At 61.3% G+C, this 18,261-nt stretch carries 15 protein-coding genes; 9 read left to right on the forward strand and 6 right to left on the reverse strand.

The genetic code is table 11. The features are described from left to right. The first annotated feature begins 97 nt into the window (after positions 1 to 97). From fabF to CLV41_RS10060, 3 genes are all read left to right on the forward strand, one after another. Positions 98 to 1,360: a beta-ketoacyl-ACP synthase II gene (fabF, locus tag CLV41_RS10050; RefSeq protein ID WP_103222190.1), complete on the forward strand. Its 1,263-nt coding sequence runs from the start codon at positions 98 to 100 to the stop codon at positions 1,358 to 1,360. 436 nt (positions 1,361 to 1,796) lie between these two features. After that, positions 1,797 to 2,354, forward strand: coding sequence for a helix-turn-helix domain-containing protein (locus CLV41_RS10055; RefSeq protein WP_103222365.1), 558 nt, complete (start codon positions 1,797 to 1,799; stop codon positions 2,352 to 2,354). Continuing rightward, complete coding sequence (locus CLV41_RS10060; protein WP_103222191.1) at positions 2,351 to 2,947, forward strand: GNAT family N-acetyltransferase; 597 nt, start codon at positions 2,351 to 2,353, stop codon at positions 2,945 to 2,947. Before CLV41_RS10055 ends, CLV41_RS10060 begins: the two co-directional genes overlap by 4 nt. A gap of 539 nt (positions 2,948 to 3,486) precedes the next feature. Here CLV41_RS10060 and CLV41_RS10065 read toward each other — a convergent pair. Together CLV41_RS10065 and CLV41_RS10075 are read right to left on the reverse strand one after the other, a co-directional pair. Then, positions 3,487 to 4,149, reverse strand: coding sequence for an FAD-binding oxidoreductase (locus CLV41_RS10065; RefSeq protein ID WP_103222192.1), 663 nt, complete (start codon positions 4,147 to 4,149; stop codon positions 3,487 to 3,489). Positions 4,150 to 4,830: 681 nt separating this feature from the next. Next, positions 4,831 to 6,642, reverse strand: coding sequence for an ABC-F family ATP-binding cassette domain-containing protein (locus CLV41_RS10075; protein WP_103222194.1), 1,812 nt, complete (start codon positions 6,640 to 6,642; stop codon positions 4,831 to 4,833). Between the two features lie 217 nt (positions 6,643 to 6,859). Between CLV41_RS10075 and CLV41_RS10080 the strand changes: the two genes are divergently transcribed. The 5 genes from CLV41_RS10080 to CLV41_RS10100 all read left to right on the forward strand — a co-directional run bounded on the left by CLV41_RS10080 (position 6,860) and on the right by CLV41_RS10100 (position 12,994). Then, positions 6,860 to 7,384: a BA14K family protein gene (locus tag CLV41_RS10080; RefSeq protein ID WP_208987418.1), complete on the forward strand. Its 525-nt coding sequence runs from the start codon at positions 6,860 to 6,862 to the stop codon at positions 7,382 to 7,384. 221 nt (positions 7,385 to 7,605) lie between these two features. Further along, a complete protein-coding gene (locus tag CLV41_RS10085) occupies positions 7,606 to 9,192 on the forward strand; it encodes a peptide ABC transporter substrate-binding protein (protein WP_103222195.1) in 1,587 nt (528 codons plus the stop codon). 102 nt (positions 9,193 to 9,294) lie between these two features. After that, complete coding sequence (gene oppB / locus CLV41_RS10090) at positions 9,295 to 10,218, forward strand: oligopeptide ABC transporter permease OppB (RefSeq protein WP_103222196.1); 924 nt, start codon at positions 9,295 to 9,297, stop codon at positions 10,216 to 10,218. Between the two features lie 21 nt (positions 10,219 to 10,239). Beyond that, positions 10,240 to 11,358, forward strand: a complete 1,119-nt coding sequence (locus CLV41_RS10095; protein WP_103222367.1) for an ABC transporter permease subunit — start codon at positions 10,240 to 10,242, stop codon at positions 11,356 to 11,358. Positions 11,359 to 11,368: 10 nt separating this feature from the next. Next, positions 11,369 to 12,994 carry an ABC transporter ATP-binding protein gene (locus tag CLV41_RS10100; RefSeq protein WP_208987419.1) on the forward strand — a complete coding sequence of 542 codons (1,626 nt, stop codon included), beginning with the start codon at positions 11,369 to 11,371 and terminating at the stop codon, positions 12,992 to 12,994. A gap of 32 nt (positions 12,995 to 13,026) precedes the next feature. Here CLV41_RS10100 and CLV41_RS10105 read toward each other — a convergent pair whose 3' ends face one another. Together CLV41_RS10105 and CLV41_RS10115 are read right to left on the reverse strand one after the other, a co-directional pair. Next, positions 13,027 to 13,794, reverse strand: coding sequence for a GntR family transcriptional regulator (locus CLV41_RS10105; RefSeq protein ID WP_146048546.1), 768 nt, complete (start codon positions 13,792 to 13,794; stop codon positions 13,027 to 13,029). 585 nt (positions 13,795 to 14,379) lie between these two features. Then, positions 14,380 to 15,447 carry a dipeptidase gene (locus CLV41_RS10115; RefSeq protein ID WP_235867103.1) on the reverse strand — a complete coding sequence of 356 codons (1,068 nt, stop codon included), beginning with the start codon at positions 15,445 to 15,447 and terminating at the stop codon, positions 14,380 to 14,382. A gap of 311 nt (positions 15,448 to 15,758) precedes the next feature. Here CLV41_RS10115 and CLV41_RS10120 point away from each other — a divergent pair, with 311 nt between their 5' ends. Then, complete coding sequence (locus CLV41_RS10120) at positions 15,759 to 16,490, forward strand: L,D-transpeptidase (RefSeq protein ID WP_103222201.1); 732 nt, start codon at positions 15,759 to 15,761, stop codon at positions 16,488 to 16,490. A 196-nt stretch (positions 16,491 to 16,686) separates the two neighbouring features. Here CLV41_RS10120 and trhA read toward each other — a convergent pair whose 3' ends face one another. Further along, a complete protein-coding gene (trhA, locus tag CLV41_RS10125; RefSeq protein WP_103222202.1) occupies positions 16,687 to 17,334 on the reverse strand; it encodes a PAQR family membrane homeostasis protein TrhA in 648 nt (215 codons plus the stop codon). Positions 17,335 to 17,535: 201 nt separating this feature from the next. Continuing rightward, the gene (locus CLV41_RS10130) at positions 17,536 to 18,213 is read right to left on the reverse strand and encodes a cupin domain-containing protein (RefSeq protein ID WP_103222203.1); all 678 of its coding nucleotides are present in this window, start codon (positions 18,211 to 18,213) and stop codon (positions 17,536 to 17,538) included. Positions 18,214 to 18,261: the final 48 nt, after the last annotated feature.

Raw genomic sequence — 18,261 nt, forward strand, 5'->3', positions numbered from 1 at the left:
GGTTTTCATGCATTGGCTGAGCACCCTGGCAATTCGCCTGAAGAAACATTATCTGCCGGACGAGTGAGGGCCGGACGCTAACTTGATGAGGTTGAAAATGCGGCGTGTAGTAGTGACGGGAATGGGGATCGTTTCACCGGTCGGGACCGGTGTGGACGCCTTCTGGCACAGGGTCACCGAGGGGGCCAACGGCATTCGTGCGATCACCCGTTTCGACGCCGGTGAGCTCGCCTGCCGGATCGCGGGCGAAGTGCCGTCCAGGGCGGAAGACGAACACGGCTTCGATGTCGACGCGGTGATGGACCCGCGCGAACAGCGCCGCTCCGACCGTTTCATTCACCTCGCCATGGGCGCGGCGCAGGAAGCGCTGGAAAACGCCGGCTGGGCCCCGAAAACCGACCGGGAAAAGGAACGCACGGGCACCATCATCGGAACCGGTGTCGGTGGATTTCCGGCCATGACCGCCGGAACGCGCCTTGTGGACGAAAAGGGCCCGCGCCGGGCCTCACCGTTCCTCGTGCCGTCTTTTCTCGCCAATCTGGCAGCCGGCCAGGTCTCTATCCGTCACGGCCTCAAGGGCCCGCTCGGCGCGCCGGTGACCGCCTGCGCCGCCAGCCTGCAGGCCCTTGGCGACGCCGCCCGGATCATCCGCGCGGGCGAAGCCGAAGTCATGGTGGCCGGCGGGGCGGAAGCCTGCATCGACAAGGTTTCCTATGCAGGGTTCTGCGCCGCCAAGGCGATGTCCTCCAAACGCAATGACGATCCGGCCCATGCCTCGCGGCCCTTCGATCAGGACCGCGACGGCTTCATCATGGGCGAGGGCGCCGGAATTCTCGTTCTGGAAGAACTCGAACACGCCAGGGCCCGCGGCGCGACCATTCTGGCGGAGCTGGCCGGCTACGGCACCAGCGCCGACGCCTATCACGTCACCGCCTCGCCTGCGGACGGGGAGGGCGGCCTGCGTGCCATACGCCAGGCACTCGCGACATCCGGCCTCTCTCCGGCCGATATCGGCTATGTCAACGCCCATTCCACCTCGACACCGGTGGGGGACGCCGCCGAAATCGCGGCCCTGACGACGGTGTTCGCGGAGCGCGGCAAGGATCTGGCCGTTTCCTCGTCCAAATCCATGTTCGGCCATCTGCTCGGCGCCGCCGGCGCGGTCGAGGCGATTGCCTGCGTCAAGGCGCTGACAAGCGGCCTGCTGCCGCCCTCGCGCAACCTGGAGAACCCGGACGAGGCAATGGCGCGCTTCGAGATGATCCTCGGCAAGGCCATCGCCCGCGATGTCTCCCACGTCCTCACCAACGGCTTCGGCTTCGGCGGCGTCAACGCCAGCGCGGTGTTCTCGAAGATCTAACGGGGCTGATCTCGTCATCCCTTGTGTCCGGAACAGCCTTGTCGGAATGCTGTTAGGGGCAGAAAAGCAAAGAAAATCTGCCCTTCTCGGCGTTTGATGTTTAAGGCAGAACCTCGTCTTCCACCCCTCTCCCCCCTTGAGGGGGAGATGTCAGCTTTGCTGACAGAGGGGGGTGACGCGGCGCTGCGAATTTCGGAAATGCCGAACTGTTCCGAGACATTTGTACCCCCCTCTGTCTCCTGACGGAGACATCTCCCCCTCAAGGGGGGAGAGGGGGTGCAAGCCGCAGGTTTTCAAACAACAACAATATCCAAACCGGACATCAGTGCGACAAGCCTGTAGCGACGCGGCAGGCGGCTGCGTTTCACATCAAAAACAAATCTTGGCAACATGGCGATTCCCGTATATGAGATAATTCTCTGATATGGGAAATTATATGGCGAACCTGGAACAGGATCTTGCCCGCCGGCTGACGGAGCTGCGCCGGGTGCGGGGCTGGCCGCTGGAAGAGCTGGCGGAGAAAACCGGCATCAGCCGGGCAACGCTGTCGCGGATCGAACGCGGCGACACCAGTCCGACGGCAAACGTGCTCGGCAGGCTCGCCGGCGCCTTCGGCCTGTCCATGGCCGAGCTCTTCGGCGCGGCGTCCGGATCGGCCGAACGTCACATTCCCAAAGCGTCGCAACCTGTCTGGAAAGATCCGGAGAGCGGATTTCAGCGCCGGGCGCTGACGCCGGCCGCCAGCGGTTACAGGGGCTCGGTCATCGAGGGCTGTCTGCCGGTGGGCGCGACGGTCGCCTATGCCGCGCCGCCCATTCCAGATCTTGAACACCACCTCGTGCTTCTTGAAGGCAGTCTGCGCTTCACCCTCGGCCCGGATATCTATGACCTTGCCGCCGGCGACGCACTCCGCTTTCGCCTCAATGCCCCCAACAGCTATCACGCCTCCGGCGATGCGCCGGCGCGCTATATCCTGACGGTGATTACCCCATGAAACCTTCCGCGCCCGCGACCCAGGCCGAATTCCGTCCCGATCCTCCCGTCTGCCTGCTGACTCCCGAAGAGGCCCGCGCCGCGCTGCCGCAGCTCGGAAGCCTCCTGAGGGTCTGTGTGGAGGACGGGGCGGGCATCGGCTTCATCCTTCCCTTGCCGCAGGAAAAGGCCGTGGCCTTCTGGCAAAGCCGCCTGCCGCTTCTGGAAAGCGGCGAGGCTTTTCTGATGGCCGCGAAGGAAGGGGAGGAGATCGCCGGTGTCGTCATGCTGATGCTGGCCGGTCAGGACAACGGCCGCCACCGGGCGGAAGTCGCCAAGCTGATGGTCCATCCCCGCCACCGCAGAAAAGGCCTCGCCCGCAACCTCATGACCGCGATTGACACCCTTGCCCGCGCGCAGGGGCGCTGGCTGCTGGTGCTCGACACGGTCACCGGCGACCGGGCGGAAAAGCTTTACCCCGCTTGCGGCTACCACAAGGTCGGCGTCATCCCCGACTACGCCTTCAACAGCCACGGTCATCTCGACGCGACAACTGTATTCTACAAGGACCTGCGCGGAGAAATCCCCGATACCTCCATGCCGTCCCGGACTTGATCCGGGACCTTTTCCCGAGATTCCATCTCCAAAGGCCCCGGTTCAAGACCGGGGCGGCGCCGTATCTGTAGCGGGCGGACGCCGGCCGCATGACGGACGGGCGGGTTTCTCCGCATATGACTAAGCCATACCCCCGCCGTCGTCATCCCGGTCAAGCACAGCGCGAGCCGGGACCGGTGAGCTACGTGCCCTTGCCGTAGCGGCACTATTCTATCGATGGACCCGGGCTCACCGGTCCCGGATCTTCGCTACGCTGCGTCCGGGACGACGCGCTGGTGGGGCGTCGGCAAACTGCTACCTCGGTTGGAAACCGCCAAACCCGGTTTCGTCATTCCGGACCAGTGAGACGTAAGTCGAGCGCCGATCCGGAATCCAGACATATTCTGCGCCGCAGGCGCACGTTACATCTGACCAGGTCACGATTTGGCGGGTAGTGCTCGCATGCGTCCTCGCTGGCCACTGGATTCCGGATCACGCTTCGCGTCACGCTGCCCGGAATGACTTGAGAGGTTGTCGGCAGTGTGGAGTTTCTTTGGAACTCAATCGCTGAAATCGACCGAGTCCGCCTTAACACCGAGTTCCTCCAGCACCTCTTCCAGAGCCTTCATCATTGGCGGCGGGCCGCACAGGTAGAAGCGCTTGTCGAGGTCCGGCACCAGGTCCTTCAGAAGATCCGCGTCGATCTCGCCATGGTGGGTGCCGGCGGTGTCCTTGTCTGACAGAATATGATCGACCTTCAGGCCGTCCATCGCTTCCAGCTCCTCCTTGTAGATGATGTCGGCGGTGGACTTGTTGGCGAAAATCAGCTGATTGCCGGCCAGCTTGCCCGTCTTGTCGAGGTGGCGGAAGATCGCCATGAAAGGCGTGATGCCCGCGCCGCCGGCGATAAACACACCCGGTTCCTCGTAGCGGAATGTCTCGAAGGGATCGGCGATCAGCACCGTGTCGCCTTCCTTGAGCCTGTGCAGCTTCTCGGTGACGCCGTCACGTTCCGGATAGCCCTTGATGGTGAACTCAAGCGACTTTTCCTCCGGCAGGGAGGTCATCGTGAACGGCCGCGTTTCGTCCCGCCAGCCATCCTCGTCCAGCGCGATTTCCGTCGCATCGCCGACATTGAACGCAAAATCCTCCGGCTCCGCGATCCGGAACCGCTTCACGTCATGGGTCACCTGGTCGATCTTCAAAATGCTTGTCTTGTGCATGGCAGTCTCCTTCGTGTCTCTCAAGGAGAACGCGAGGGCGGGGACGGTGGTTCCGGCTGGACACCTGCTGCGGGCGGGAACAGCGTTCAGAGTGCAAGGCAGCCTCCTGCACCCGACGACCTTAGCCTTCTTGGCACAAGCGCCGCCCCACCCACGGTGTAGTCCCGTCCTCCGAGCCGGTGGGCTTGAGCACGAGTGTGCGGCTTACAGAAGGATCGGCAGCAAGGTCGTGCACGCGCGGATAGGCCAATGGATCCCGGGTCAAGCCCGGGATGACCTGATAGAATGGCTGTGGTTGAACACTGAGTTGGAGCTCGCAGTTGAATCAGAAAGAGAAGCGGAGGGCTCGTGCCCGTCGCTTTTTATCCGCCGATGCGTTTGAGGCCGGCTCCGAGCGTCGCGGGTTCGGAGGATAGCAAAGATTTCCCGCTCATGAGCTCACCTCACCCTCCGAGGTCATCCCGGGCCTGACCCGGGATCCACTCATTATCCAGAGCATCGGTAACGCGAATGCGGGCGGGCGGACCGGGAAGACATAACCGAAAGTTGTTCCAAGGCGGATAGGCCAATGGATCCCGGATCAGGTCCGGGATGACTCCGTTGAGAGGCTTTTTCAGCGGCTCGCGGCAGTGTTGGCAGTTGAATCAGAATGTGAAGAGAGGCGTGCCTGGTGTTTGACTGTCACGCCTCGTTCAGCATTTCCAGCTCCAGCCACTGCTCTTCGGCGGAATCCTTTTCTGTCGTCAAATCAGTGATTTGCTGCGAAAGCCTGGCAAATTTATCAGGGTGCTTCACGTAAAGCTGCGGGTCGTTCATGTCGGCGCGAAGGGCTTCAAGCTTTGCTTCAATTTTTTCGATCTGGCCGGGCAAAGTCTTCAAAAGATGCTGCTGCGTGAAGCTGAGTTTGGATTTCTGCTGTGGTTTTTGCGCCGAAGCACTTGAATTCGCGGGCTTTTCCTTCTTTGCCGGGCCCGCGGCCTTGTCGATCTTGCGGGCGGTGACGCCTTCGCCGCGCTGGGCGAGCATGTCGGTATAGCCGCCGGCGTATTCGCGCCACAGGCCGTCGTCTTCGGAGACGATGACGGATGTCGCCACCCGGTCGAGGAAGTCGCGGTCGTGCGAGACGATCAGCGCGGTGCCGGGATAATCGGCCAGCAGTTCCTGCAGGAGGTCGAGGGTCTCCAGGTCGAGATCGTTGGTCGGTTCGTCGAGCACCATCAGGTTGGAGGTGTTGGCGAGCGCCCGGGCGAGCATGGCGCGGGCGCGCTCGCCACCGGACAGCGCGCTGACCGGGGTGCGCGCCTGTTCCGGCGAAAACAGGAAGTCCTTCATGTAGGACATCACGTGTTTGGTTTCATCGCCGATGACGACGGTGTCGCCGCGCCCACCGGTCAGAACGGAAGCGAGAGTGTCGTTGAGGTCGAGATTCTCGCGCTTCTGGTCGAGCGTGACCATCTCCAGGTTGGTGCCTAGCCGCACGGACCCGGTGTCCGGGGCAAGCTCCCCGGTCAGCATTTTCAACAGCGTGGTCTTGCCCGCGCCGTTCGGGCCGACGAAGCCGACCCGGTCACCGCGCTGGATGCGGGTGGAAAAATCCTTGACGATCTCGCGCGCGCCATAGGTCTTGGAAATTCCCTTGGCCTCGATCACCAGCTTGCCGGAGACTTCGGCCTCCGTGGCGCTGAGTTTGGCGGTGCCTTGCGGGCCGCGATGCTCGCGCTTCTGTTTGCGCAGGTCCGCCAGTTCGCGCACCCGGCGCATGTTGCGTTTGCGGCGCGCGGTCACGCCGTAGGTCATCCAGTGTTCTTCGCGCTTGATCTTCTGGGCGAGCTTCTGCTGGTCGATCTCTTCCTGCTCGAAGACTTCGTCGCGCCAGGTCTCGAAATGGGCGAACCCCTTGTCCATGCGCCGGCACGTTCCCCTGTCGATCCAGACCGTGGCCCGCGACAGGTTTTCCAGGAAACGCCGGTCGTGGGAAATCAGCACCAGGGCGGATTTCATGCTCTTCAGCTCTTCTTCCAGCCATTCGATGGCCGGCAGGTCCAGATGGTTGGTCGGCTCGTCGAGCAGCAGGATATCCGGTTCCGGCGCAAGGCAGCGGGCGAGCGCCGCGCGGCGCGCTTCGCCACCCGACAGTGAATTCGGGTCTTCCTGGCCTGTCAGGCCGAGCACGTCCAGCAGATAGGCGCCCCGGTAGGGGTCGTCGCCTTCCGTCAGGCCCTCGTTGACATAGTCGAGAGTGGTCGCATAGGCGGAAAGGTCCGGATCCTGCGGCAGATAGCGCAGGGTGCGGCCCGGCTGAAGGAAGCGCTCGCCGCTATCCATCTCCACCATGCCGGCGGCGATTTTCAAAAGCGTCGATTTGCCGGAGCCGTTGCGGCCCACCAGGCCCAGGCGATCGCCCTCGGAGACGGAAAGCTCCGCCCCGGTCAGGAGCGGCGTGCCGCCGAAGGTCAGGTGAATGTCGCGCAGGATGAGAAGGGGCGGGGCCATGAGTGCCTTGTTGGTGGCTTGGACAGCGGTTCGGATCGGCGCCCGGTTTACTGGCCGGACCGGAGCCGCGCAAGCGTGTTGGTGAGGAGCGCCTGTTTTTTTGATCGGGGCCGTCGAGATTTTCGCAAATTATTCGGTTATGATCTTGCGACGTGGACAGGGGCCGATCACCACAGCGCAGTCTAAGGGCAAGCCCCGGCTGTCAGGAGGAAGCACCATGCCTGATCAGATGAAACGGATCGAAACGGCCGCAGTCAAGGAACTGCGCCCGGCCGGAGCAGCGACCCTGTTCCGGATATTGAAATCCTTCGCGGCCGTCGCGCTGCTGTGCGCCGTATCGGTCGGCGCCACTGTCCTGACATCTCCGGGGCAGGCCCGCGCCGACGGCATCTACTTCAGCGGCAACGGCTTCAGCGTCGGCATCGGAACCCGAGGGTTTCGCGGGGCCTACTTCAACGGGCCGGTCGGTTTCTACGGCCCGCCCTACCGGCCTTACGGCGCGCCCTATTATTATCACCCCTATGACTCGCGCGCCTATCCCTACCGGTCCCGCGTCTATGTCAATCCACCCCGTCACAGAGGGTATCAGGGAGGGCAGCCCAGGCGTGTTCCCTATTCCAAGACCGGCCTGGCTCCGTTCACACCCGCCTGGACGGCTTATTGCGCGCGCAAGTTCAAATCCTTCAATCCCAACACCGGGACGTATCTGGCCTATAGCGGAAAATATCGATTTTGCCGTTAAAATTGAAATAAAATTCCCTGCAATCTCGGAAAGAAAACGGGATGCAGGGCAAAGTCTGGGAAAATTATTCTCGCAAATCCGAGAAATCGGCAATAACATCGCCTTTTTAAAGACGTGAACGGAATGTGTCGTTGGGGAACGCTTGATTACACGTAAAGAGCGTGAAATCTTCTGACCCGTCGTTTCTGGATGTCAACAATAACCCTCGAGGGGAGAGCGATATGTCCAAATCCATGCGCGTCACCGCGCTTGCGGCCGTTCTGATGGCCGCCACCACGCTTACCGCGACCGCGGAGGTGGTCTACCACCGCGGCAACACCGCCGATCCGGAAACCCTGGACCAGCACAAGACCTCCACGGTCTATGAGGCGCATATCCTGCGTGACCTTTACGAGGGTCTCGTCGCCTATAGCGCCGCCGGCAAGATCGTTCCCGGCGTCGCCAGCGACTGGGCCGTCTCCGACGACGGCAAGGTCTACACCTTCACGTTGCGTGACGATGCCAAATGGTCCAACGGCGACCCGGTGGTCGCGGGCGATTTCGAGTATTCCCTGCATCGCATCATGGCACCGGAAACAGGCGCCAAATACGCCAATGTGCTGTACCCGATCCTCAATGCCGAAGCCGTCAACAAGGGCGAAATGAAGCCGGAAGATCTGGGCGTCAAGGCACTCGACGATCACACTCTGGAAATCACGCTCGCGTCGCCGACACCTTATTTCATCGATCTGCTCGGCCACCAGACCGGCCTGCCGGTGCACCCGGCTTCCGTTGAGAAATTCGGGTCCGACTTCGTCAAGGCGGAAAACATCGTCACAAACGGGCCGTTCACCCTGACCGAGTTCGTGCCGAACGCGCATGTGAAGGCGGTCAAGAACCCCTATTACCACGACGCCGATAATGTGAAGATCGATACGGTCTATTTCCATCCGACCGAGGATCGCGGCGCGGCGCTGCGCCGCTTCCAGGCGGGCGAACTGCACACCAACAACGATGCGCCGACCGAGCAGGTCGCCTTCATGCGTGAAAACCTGGGCGAGCAGTTCCGTGTCGCACCGTATCTGGGCACCTACTACTACGCCTTGAACCATGAAGACGAGGCGCTGAGCAATCCGGACGTCCGTCAGGCCCTGTCCATGTCCATCGACAGGGAATTCCTGGCCGACGAAATCTGGGGCTCGACCATGGTCGCCGGCTATTCCTTCGTGCCGCCGGGGATCGGCAACTACGGCGATCCTGCCTTCGCCGACTACAAGGACATGTCCCAGATCGACCGCGAGGAAAAGGCGCTCGAGCTGCTTGAGAAGGCCGGTTACGGTCCGGACCATCCCTTCAAGCTGACGATCAACTACAACACCTCCGAAAACCACAAGAACACGGCCGTTGCCATTGCCGACATGTGGAAGCCGCTGGGTGTCGATGTCTCGCTGATCAATACCGACACGAAAACGCACTACGCCATGCTGCGCGACCGTCAGGATTTCGATGTCGCCCGTGCAGGCTGGATCGGCGATTATTCCGATCCGCAGAACTTCCTGTTCATGGTCGAAAGCGACAATGACGGCTTCAACTACGCCCGCTACAACAATCCGGAATATGACGCGCTGATGGATGAGGCCGCCGTGACGGTCGATCTGGAAAAACGCGCCGACATCCTGAAGAAGGCCGAAGAGATCTTCATGCGGGACCTGCCCTTCATTCCGATGATGTACTACGGCTCCATGAACCTTGTCTCAGACAAGGTCGCCGGATTTGAGGACAACCTCCTCAACATCCACCCGAGCCGTTGGCTGACTATCTCCGAATGACCTGACACCACCGGACCGGCGGGCTAGGGGCCGTACCCTGGACCTGCCGGTTCTGGCAAGGCGGCGTTGCAAGACCGCCGTTGAACGACAGGGGCAAAGCCTATGCACCGCTATGTGCTCGGTCGATTGCTTGGCGCAATTCCGACCATCTTTCTGATTGTAACCATCTCCTTCTTCCTGATCCGTATCGCCCCGGGCGGTCCCTTCGATCTGGAACGGCCTCTTGAGGCCAAGGTGATGGAGAACCTGAACAAGATCTACCATCTCAATGAACCGCTCTGGAACCAGTACCTGCTCTATCTGAAGAGCGTCGCGCAGCTGGATTTCGGCCCGAGTTTCTATTTCCGCGACTTCACCATCAACGAACTGTTCGCGCAAAGCCTGCCGATCTCGATCCAGCTGGGACTGTCGGCCCTTTGCCTGGCGCTGGTCGCCGGTGGAACGATGGGCGTCTTCGCCGCGCTGCGCCAGAACAAGACGGCCGATTACACGGTCATGGCGGCGGCGACCCTCGGCGTGACCGTTCCGAATTTCGTCGTTGCACCGATCCTCACCCTGATCCTCGGCGTCTGGCTCGGCTGGCTGCCGGTCGGCGGATGGGACGGCGGCAAGTTCGTCAACGTCATCCTGCCTGTCGTCACACTGGCGCTGCCGCAGATCGCCGTGGTCGCGCGTCTGACGCGCGGCTCGATGATCGAGGCTCTGCGCTCCAACCACGTGCGCACCGCCAGGGCCTACGGCCTGACAGGCTTCATGGTCGTTGTGGTGCATGCGCTCAGGGGCGCGATCCTGCCCGTGGTCTCCTATCTTGGCCCCGCGGCCGCGGCTCTCCTGACGGGCTCCGTGGTGATCGAGACCATTTTCGGCATTCCGGGCATCGGCCGCTACTTCGTGCAAGGCGCCCTCAACCGCGACTATACGCTGGTGATGGGGACCGTCGTGGTCGTCGCCTGTTTCGTCATCCTGTTCAACCTCATCGTGGATCTGCTTTATGCGCTGCTCGATCCGCGTGTGCGCTACGATTGAGGAGGAGCCCGACCCGTGACCCTGACCGTGACAAACACTGAAGCGCCTGCAAAGGGACGCTCCCTGTGGGACGATGCCCGCGACAGGCTGCTGGCGAACCGCGCCGCGGTCGCCAGCCTGATCGTGCTGGCATTCATCGCTCTCGTTTCCGTCTTCGGACCGATCCTGTCGCCGCACAACTTCGACACCGTCTACCGCGACTACGTCAAGGTGCCGGCAAGCCTTGAAGCCTATCCGCGCGCCGACCAGGTCGAGCCGGGCTTCCTGTCCGCCGCCCGCCGGGCCCGCGTGAACGTGGAAAGCTATGAGCGCGAGGGCAACAAGGTGATCGCGCAAGTCAGCTCCAGCCGCGAGATCGACCCGCGCTCCGTGCGCTATATCGACCGCAGCGACCTCTTCCGCGATGCCGAACTGACCGGCCTGTCCGCGGACGGCAAATCCGCGACGCTGAGCGCCGGCATCAACTTCATGCATTTTTATTTCGGCACCGACGCCAATGGCCGGGACATGATGACCCGGACTTTCATCGCCGGCCGCGTGTCGCTGACCATCGGGCTGCTGGCGACGGTCGTCGCGATCGCTATCGGCGTGCTCTATGGCGCAACCTCGGGCTACCTCGGCGGCCGGATCGATCAGATGATGATGCGGGTCGTCGATATCCTCTATTCGCTGCCCTTCATTTTCTTCGTGATCATGCTGGTGGTGTTCTTTGGCCGCAACTTCATCCTGATGTTCATTGCGGTCGGCGCGGTGGAGTGGCTCGACATGGCGCGCATCGTGCGCGGCCAGACGCTCTCCATCAAGCGCCAGGAATATGTTCAGGCGGCGGAAGCCATGGGGGTTTCCGACCGTGGCATCGTGCGCCGGCACATCATTCCGAACACCCTCGGTCCTGTGGTGGTCTACATGACCCTGCTGGTGCCGAAGGTCATTCTTCTGGAGAGCTTCCTGTCCTTCCTGGGGCTGGGCATTCAGGAGCCGATGACAAGCTGGGGCGTTCTGATTTCCGAAGGCGCGCGCAACCTGCAAGGCGCCTCCTGGATGCTGATCTTCCCCTCCATCTTCCTGACATCGACACTGTTCGCGCTGAACTTCATCGGCGACGGGCTGCGCGATGCGCTGGATCCAAAAGACCGGTAAGGAGCGGAACATGAGCACGCAAAGCAAAAAACCGGTCCTCGCCATCAGCAATCTGACCGTCGATTTCGAAACCGCGACGGGGACGGTGAACGCGGTCCGGGGCGTCGACATTCACGTGAATGCGGGCGAAACGGTCGCGATTGTCGGTGAAAGCGGTTCCGGCAAGAGCCAGGCCATGATGGCGGCGATGGGGCTGCTGGCTTCCAACGGGCACACCGGCGGCGAAGTCATTTATGAAGACCGCAATATTCTCGGGCTGCCGGTGAGCAAGCTCAATGCGGTGCGCGGCAGGAAGATCACCATGATCTTTCAGGAGCCGATGACCTCTCTCGACCCGCTCTATACGATCGGCCGGCAACTGGCCGAACCGCTCGTGGTGCATGGCGGGCTTTCGTGGAAAGCCGCCCGGGCGAAGGCCCTGGATCTTCTGAAGCTCGTGAACATTCCCGAGCCGGAGCGCAAGATAAAGTCCTATCCCTACGAGATGTCGGGCGGTCAGCGTCAGCGTGTGATGATCGCGATGGCGCTGGCCAACGATCCGGATGTGCTGATCGCCGATGAGCCGACAACGGCGCTTGACGTGACCACGCAGGCCCAGATTCTCGATCTCCTGGCCGATCTTCAAAAGCGGCTCGGCATGTCGGTCATCTTCATCACCCATGACCTTGGCATCGTCCGGCGCATCGCCGACCGGGTCTATGTGATGAAAACCGGGGAGGTGGTCGAAAGCGGCGAGACGGCGGCGATATTCACCAGGCCCGCGCATCCCTATACCAGGATGCTACTGGATGCCGAACCGACGGGCCACAAGCTGCCGGTTCCCGACAGCACGCCCGTTCTTCTGGAAGCGCAGAAGGTCAAGGTGGAATTCGAGTTCGATACCGGGTTCCTGCAGCCGAAGCACATTTTGCGGGCGGTCGACGATATCAGCTTCTCTCTGCGCAAGGGCCAGACACTTGGCATTGTCGGCGAAAGCGGGTCCGGCAAGTCGACGCTCGGCCGGGCGGTTCTCAATCTGCTTCCGGCGGGCGGACGGGTTGTCTTCAAGGGGCGGCAGATTTCAGGCCTGGACCGGGCGGCCATGCGGGTATTGCGCAAGGACATGCAGCTCATCTTCCAGGATCCTTTCGGGTCCCTCAGCCCGCGCATGACCGTCGGACAGGTCATATCGGAAGGGCTGCTGGTTCATGAACCGGCCCTGACGGCCAGGGACCGCGATGCGCGGGCGTGCCAGGCGCTGGAGGAAGTGGCTCTCGACCCGGCGATGCGCAACCGCTATCCGCATGAGTTCTCGGGTGGGCAGCGCCAGCGGATCGCCATCGCCCGCACCATGGTGCTCAAACCGGAGCTGGTTGTGCTGGACGAGCCGACCTCGGCACTGGACCGCACGATCCAGAAACAGGTCGTGGAGCTGCTCAGGGAGTTGCAGAAGGCGTACGGCCTGACTTATCTCTTCATCAGCCATGACCTCGCGGTCGTGCGGGCCATCGCCGATACGGTGATGGTCATGCAGCGCGGCAAGGTCGTTGAAGCGGGCACCGTGGATGCGATTTTCGAGGCGCCGAAAAGCGATTACACCAGGGAGTTGATCGGCGCGGCCATGCTCACGCAGCAGCAGATGATGGAAACCGCCTGACAGAGGCCTGACCCCTTGCAGCGTGAAAGCAATCAGTGCCCGGACAGACCGGTGGTCCGGACGAAAGCGTTGTCATATTCATCCCGCAGAAGAACGAGGTCCGTTCCATAGAAGTGGGGTGCGAGCAGAATGGCGCTCGACAGGATGTGGGCCTTGAGCGCATCGATCGTCTGATGGACATCCTGCGCTTCCAGCGCGTCGAAAATGGCGCGATGTCGCGTTACAGAAGGCTGTTTCCAGGCAGCTTCCGGCCGGGGTGTCGACAGCATGACACGCTGCAGGATCATTGTGGTCCTGACGAGCATGGGTTCCAGGATCGGCATCTGGGCGATCCGGAAAAGCTTAAGATGCAGGCACCGGTCCAGTTCCGCGCCGCCGAAGACGTCCCGGCGGAGCCTGCACTCCTCGAATTGACGGTCGAGATTGCGAAGTTCGGCCACCTGGCCCGGCGTCACACGTTTGACCGCCTCGGCAACGCCTGTGGCTTCAATGTCGATGCGCAGCTTTAAAAGGAGCCGTGCCTCGAGCAGGCTCGGGTCCGTGACATAGGTTCCCTGGTAACCGCGCCGGATGACCAGACCATATTGCTGAAGCTGCATCAGGGCTTCGCGGATCGTGCTCTGGGAGCAGCTATAGTCCTGGGCGAGCGACTGCTCCGTGATCGGACTGTGTGAGGTCATTTCACCGGTCAGGATCTTGCGCTTGAGGTCCTGATAGACTGCGTCCGATTTGCGTGGCCGCTTGGCGTCGGTTTTCAGACCGGTCTGCAAATGCTTGTTCGCAGAGGAATGTATGTTCACGCCTGTGCCCCCGATAACATCATTTTGAGCGGCAAGACCCGACAAATCTGCAGCCGGAGAACCATAGCGCCGGCCGCAGACTGGTATTCGTTATCATCCGTCCTTCCCTCAAGGGGAAGACGCGGTCATTGGGGCGTGCCACTCTAATCCAGTTACTTGCCCTGTCTTTAGTCCCTGTCTGTGTCTTTTCTCCGCCGAAAACGGTTACTCACACGAAAGCACAGTTCAGTGACCAAGCCGGATTCTGATAGTCCGGTGGCTGCTGGAAATTACAATGAATGCATTGTTTCGTGGCGTTCAACCAAAAGCAATTGTTTATTCGAAACTTTTAGTAACAAGTTTGCGAGCGTGGAAACAGATTTGCCGGAAAAGCAACAACGCATGGGCGCCAAGGCCTCAGGTTGGGCCTCAGGTTGGGCCTCAGGTTGGGCCTCAGGTTGGGCCCCAGGTTTGGCCCCAGGTTTGGCCCCAGGTTTGGCCCCAGGTTGGTATGAGCACACGTCCGTGAGGTTCAAAGAGTACGGGACAGGGCGAAAGTCCCGTCGGGGATCTCCGGCGTCGAGCTCGCCCTGCGCGAACAGCCTGTTACGCAACCGCCTTTTCCAGGGCCGCGATCCAGTTTTTGGATGCGATTTTTTCCAGCACCTGGGAACTGAACCCTCTTGCGTCAAGCACTTCCATGAGGCGCGCGAGACCGGTTACGTCGCCAAGGTCGCTGGGCACCATGCTACCGTCGAAATCCGATCCGAGCGCCACGCAATCCTCTCCCATCCGGTCGAGGAGATAAGCGGCGTGATCGGCGAGAACGTCCAGGGACGTGTCGCGTGAGAAACCTCCGTCCGGCCGCAGGAATGCCACATGGAAATTGATGCCGACAAGCCCGCCGCTTTCCTTGATCGCATCAAGCTGCTTGTCCGTCAGGTTGCGGCTGTTGGGGCAGATCGAATGAACGTTGGAATGGCTGGCGACGATCGGGCGCTCGGTGATGCGCGCCACATCCCAGAAGCCCTTTTCATTGAGGTGGGACAGGTCGAGCAATATGCCGAGCCTGTTGCAGGCCCGAACGAGATCCCGTCCGGCTCCGGTCAGGCCCGGGCCGATGTCCGGGGAAGCGGGATGCGCCATCGGAACGCCGTATCCGAACGCATTCTCCCGGCTCCACACAAGACCGAGCGAACGCAGGCCGCGCTTGTGAAGTTCTTCCAGCGCATAGAATTGCGTATCGATGGCCTCCGCGCCTTCAATGTGAAGGCTGACGGCTAGTTTCTCCCGTTCGATGGCCGATCTGTTTTCCTCCGGTGTCCGGCAGATCACGACGGCGCCGTCGGAGTCCGCTGCGATCCGTTCCGCGCGCTCCAGAAGCCTCATGGTGAAGTCGAAGGCCAGTTTCTGCGGAACCGCCTGGAAATTGACCGCATCCTTGGGATTGAAAGGCCGGGAGAAATCCTGCTGCGGATTGGAGGGAACGAACATGGCGAACAGACCGCCGGCGAAGCCGGCCTCCTGTGCCCGCACCAGATCCAGATGGCCCATGTCCGACCGGTCGAAAAAGCTGCGTTCGGTCCCCTTGATGGCCTCGATTTCCAGCTTGAGAAGCGTATCGTTGTGGCCGTCGAACACGGGAAAAGGGGATTTGATCGTCTCGTTTTGCACAAATTTTCCTTGAAATAACTGACTGTCGCCGGACGCGTGCCGTGGCCTGGGGTGTGAACTCATAGATGAAGATGAAATGGCATCGGAAATGGCTTCACACCGTATCGTCAGCGTGCTTGACTAGGCAGAAAGCCCGCTCCGCGCACGCTTCCTAACGGTGTTTCGCCATTTCCGATGCCATTTCATCTTCATCTATGAGTTCACACCCTAATCTAGGTGATCCTGAAAAGAATGTAAGGCACTTCGGCTGAATGTGACTTGCAACTGTTGAAAAGCTGCCGCAAGAAAGAGCCGGAAATTCCGGAGGTTCCATGAAGCGCCAAAAAACGCCGTTCGAACAAGCGCCCGCACAGAAAGGCCGTCATCTGGACCGCCGCATGTTTCTGGCCGGCGGACTGATCCTGGCTGCGGCTCCCCTTGCAGGCTGCCAGACGTATCCGGGGCTGCCGGATCAGGCTGAGCTGCCCGATGAGGAGTTCGACTACGCAGTCGCCTACGCGGCGCTGCCCGACGGCGACTATACCTGGCCGGCGATCAACTACAAAAGCTTCGACCGGCAATACTTGCGGCAGGTGGTCGAGTACAAGACCCGCGAGAGGCCCGGCACGATCATCGTCGATCCCTACAATAATTTTCTTTACTGGACGCTCGGCAACAAGAAGGCCCTGCGCTACGGCATCGGAGTCGGCAAGGCCGGCTTTGCCTGGTCCGGCGATGCGCTGATCCGCGTCAAGCGGGAACATCCGATCTGGCGCCCTCCACGGGAAATGATCGCCCGCAAGCCCTCGCTGGAGCGCTACTGGGAAAAGGGTTATCCGGCGGGCCTGAAAAATCCGCTCGGCGCCCGCGCAATGGATCTGTGGCAGGGAGCGACCGATACGCTCTACCGCATCCATGGCACCAATCAGCCGTCTTCCATCGGCAAGAGCGTTTCTTCCGGCTGTATCCGCATGTGGCAGCAGGATGTGATCGACCTGTTCAGCAGGGTGCCCCTGCGGACAAAGGTTATCGTTCTCGCGAAGGATCCGGACGCCGCCGCTTAAAACGCATGCGTCGCGTTCCATTGCCGTCGACATGCGTTGAGCTGATACATCCCTCGATCGGAACGGTGGTCTCGGTGACGAGACTTTCGGAACGCGAGGATCATGAGCTGGATGAACGCATACGTGCGTTCATCGGCGGGCCGGTTCAACCGGCCGAACGTCGGAAAAACCCGATAACTTCAATAAGCGCAGGCTCTCAGAGCGCCAGCGCGACGTCGTGAAAGACCGCTCCGAAGTGACAGATCGCGGCGGCAAGCACGAACGCGTGCCAGATCGCGTTCTGGAAGGGCAGGCGCTTCCAGGCGTAGAACATGGTGCCGACCGTGTAGAGAAGGCCGCCCGCGAGGATCATGTAAAATCCGAATGTCGAGGCGCGTTCGATCAATGGCTCGATCGCGAACACGACCACCCAGCCGAGCGCCAGATAAATCGGTACGGTCAGACGGTCGAGGCCGGTCAGATGGGCCAGTCTCACGATCGCACCCGTCAGGGCGCCCGTCCAGACGATGGCCAGAATAATTCCTCCCGTCCAGCCGCCGATGATGATGGCCGCGAGCGGCGTGTAGGTGCCGGCGATCATCAGGAAGATGGCGGCGTGGTCAAGACGCCTGAGGAGACCGGTCTTGTGATCTTTCGCAAGCATGTTGTAGAGCGCCGAGCAAATCAGCATCGTCATCAGGCACGCTGCGTAGATCATCACGGTGATCTGTCGCGCAGGGTCGCCGTTTTCGCGCAGGGTCAGCGCAAGGACGAATGTAGCTGTCAGGCCAAGGCCGATCCCGATCACGTGAATTGCGCCGTCGGCGATCAATTCAGCCAGTGTCTGGGGCCTGGGCGTGGACATTAATGTTTCCTCGAGAGCTTGGGGTGCGGACTCATAAATGAGCATGAAATTCGGGGAAATTTAGGCAGGTTGTCACTCGCATGGGGATTGCGGCCTTTTCGTGCCGTGAAATGGCCGAAGGAGCTTCGCCGGATTTCGCCTGGTGCCGCAGCGGCTCCCGGGAACCGGAAAACCAGCGTGGCCCGCATATGTCTGCGAATCTCAATACTGGCGTTCTGCCATCGGATCGCCGAGATGCCCGGACTTTCTCCACACCCGCGCACCCCGTGTCGTCTTGACGGTCTGACGGCTTTCGGGCGGCAGGCGCAGCCAGGTACCTTGATCGTAAAGGCCGTTCTCATCCTCGAAACTGCCTTCGACGACGAAATATTCCGCTCCGCCGGGAAACGTCTGCGTGCCGAGAGCGGTTCCCGGTTCCCACTCGAGCATGACCACCTCCTCCTCCGGGCGAATGAAGAGGGGAAGGATCTGCTCGCCGGCGCGCCCGGTTTGCCACGCGGTGGGGTCGAGCGTATTGACCCGCACGAAAGTATCGTCGTCGGGATGCATCTGGCGCAGCTTGACGAGGATGACGGCCCCCGGTTCGCTGGATGGCACGTGACGGGAGCCGGGCGGATTGCGCACATACATGCCCTTGGGAAAGTCGCCTGTCTCGTCGGAAAAGACCCCGTCGAGAACCAGAAACTCCTCGCCGAGATCATGGTTATGGGCGGAAAAGGCGGAGCCTGGCGCATAGCGGACCAGACTGGTCGCGCGGGCGACCTCTTCGCCGTCCCTTTCCAGCATACGCCGCTCCACGCCCGCCATGGGGGAAGGCACCCAGTCGAGCCCGGTGCTGTCGACGACGGCGCGCTGTGTCAGGTCCGCATGAATTTTCATTCTGTATCTCTCCCTTTGCAGGTCACTTATAAGCCATCTCTAAAGCCC

The sequence above is a fragment of the Roseibium marinum genome, from assembly GCF_002906165.1.
In the GTDB taxonomy this organism is placed as follows: domain Bacteria; phylum Pseudomonadota; class Alphaproteobacteria; order Rhizobiales; family Stappiaceae; genus Roseibium; species Roseibium marinum.

What these genes read in the sequence shown, in the direction of transcription:
- CLV41_RS10080 (WP_208987418.1), top strand. Translation starts at nt 6,860, where the DNA reads ATGCCTGATCAGATGAAACGGATCGAAACGGCCGCAGTCAAGGAACTG.
- oppB (WP_103222196.1), top strand. Translation starts at nt 9,295, where the DNA reads ATGCACCGCTATGTGCTCGGTCGATTGCTTGGCGCAATTCCGACCATC.
- CLV41_RS10130 (WP_103222203.1), bottom strand. Translation starts at nt 18,213, where the DNA reads ATGAAAATTCATGCGGACCTGACACAGCGCGCCGTCGTCGACAGCACC.
- CLV41_RS10120 (WP_103222201.1), top strand. Translation starts at nt 15,759, where the DNA reads ATGAAGCGCCAAAAAACGCCGTTCGAACAAGCGCCCGCACAGAAAGGC.
- CLV41_RS10100 (WP_208987419.1), top strand. Translation starts at nt 11,369, where the DNA reads ATGAGCACGCAAAGCAAAAAACCGGTCCTCGCCATCAGCAATCTGACC.
- CLV41_RS10055 (WP_103222365.1), top strand. Translation starts at nt 1,797, where the DNA reads ATGGCGAACCTGGAACAGGATCTTGCCCGCCGGCTGACGGAGCTGCGC.
- CLV41_RS10075 (WP_103222194.1), bottom strand. Translation starts at nt 6,642, where the DNA reads ATGGCCCCGCCCCTTCTCATCCTGCGCGACATTCACCTGACCTTCGGC.
- CLV41_RS10060 (WP_103222191.1), top strand. Translation starts at nt 2,351, where the DNA reads ATGAAACCTTCCGCGCCCGCGACCCAGGCCGAATTCCGTCCCGATCCT.
- fabF (WP_103222190.1), top strand. Translation starts at nt 98, where the DNA reads ATGCGGCGTGTAGTAGTGACGGGAATGGGGATCGTTTCACCGGTCGGG.
- CLV41_RS10065 (WP_103222192.1), bottom strand. Translation starts at nt 4,149, where the DNA reads ATGCACAAGACAAGCATTTTGAAGATCGACCAGGTGACCCATGACGTG.
- trhA (WP_103222202.1), bottom strand. Translation starts at nt 17,334, where the DNA reads ATGTCCACGCCCAGGCCCCAGACACTGGCTGAATTGATCGCCGACGGC.
- CLV41_RS10085 (WP_103222195.1), top strand. Translation starts at nt 7,606, where the DNA reads ATGTCCAAATCCATGCGCGTCACCGCGCTTGCGGCCGTTCTGATGGCC.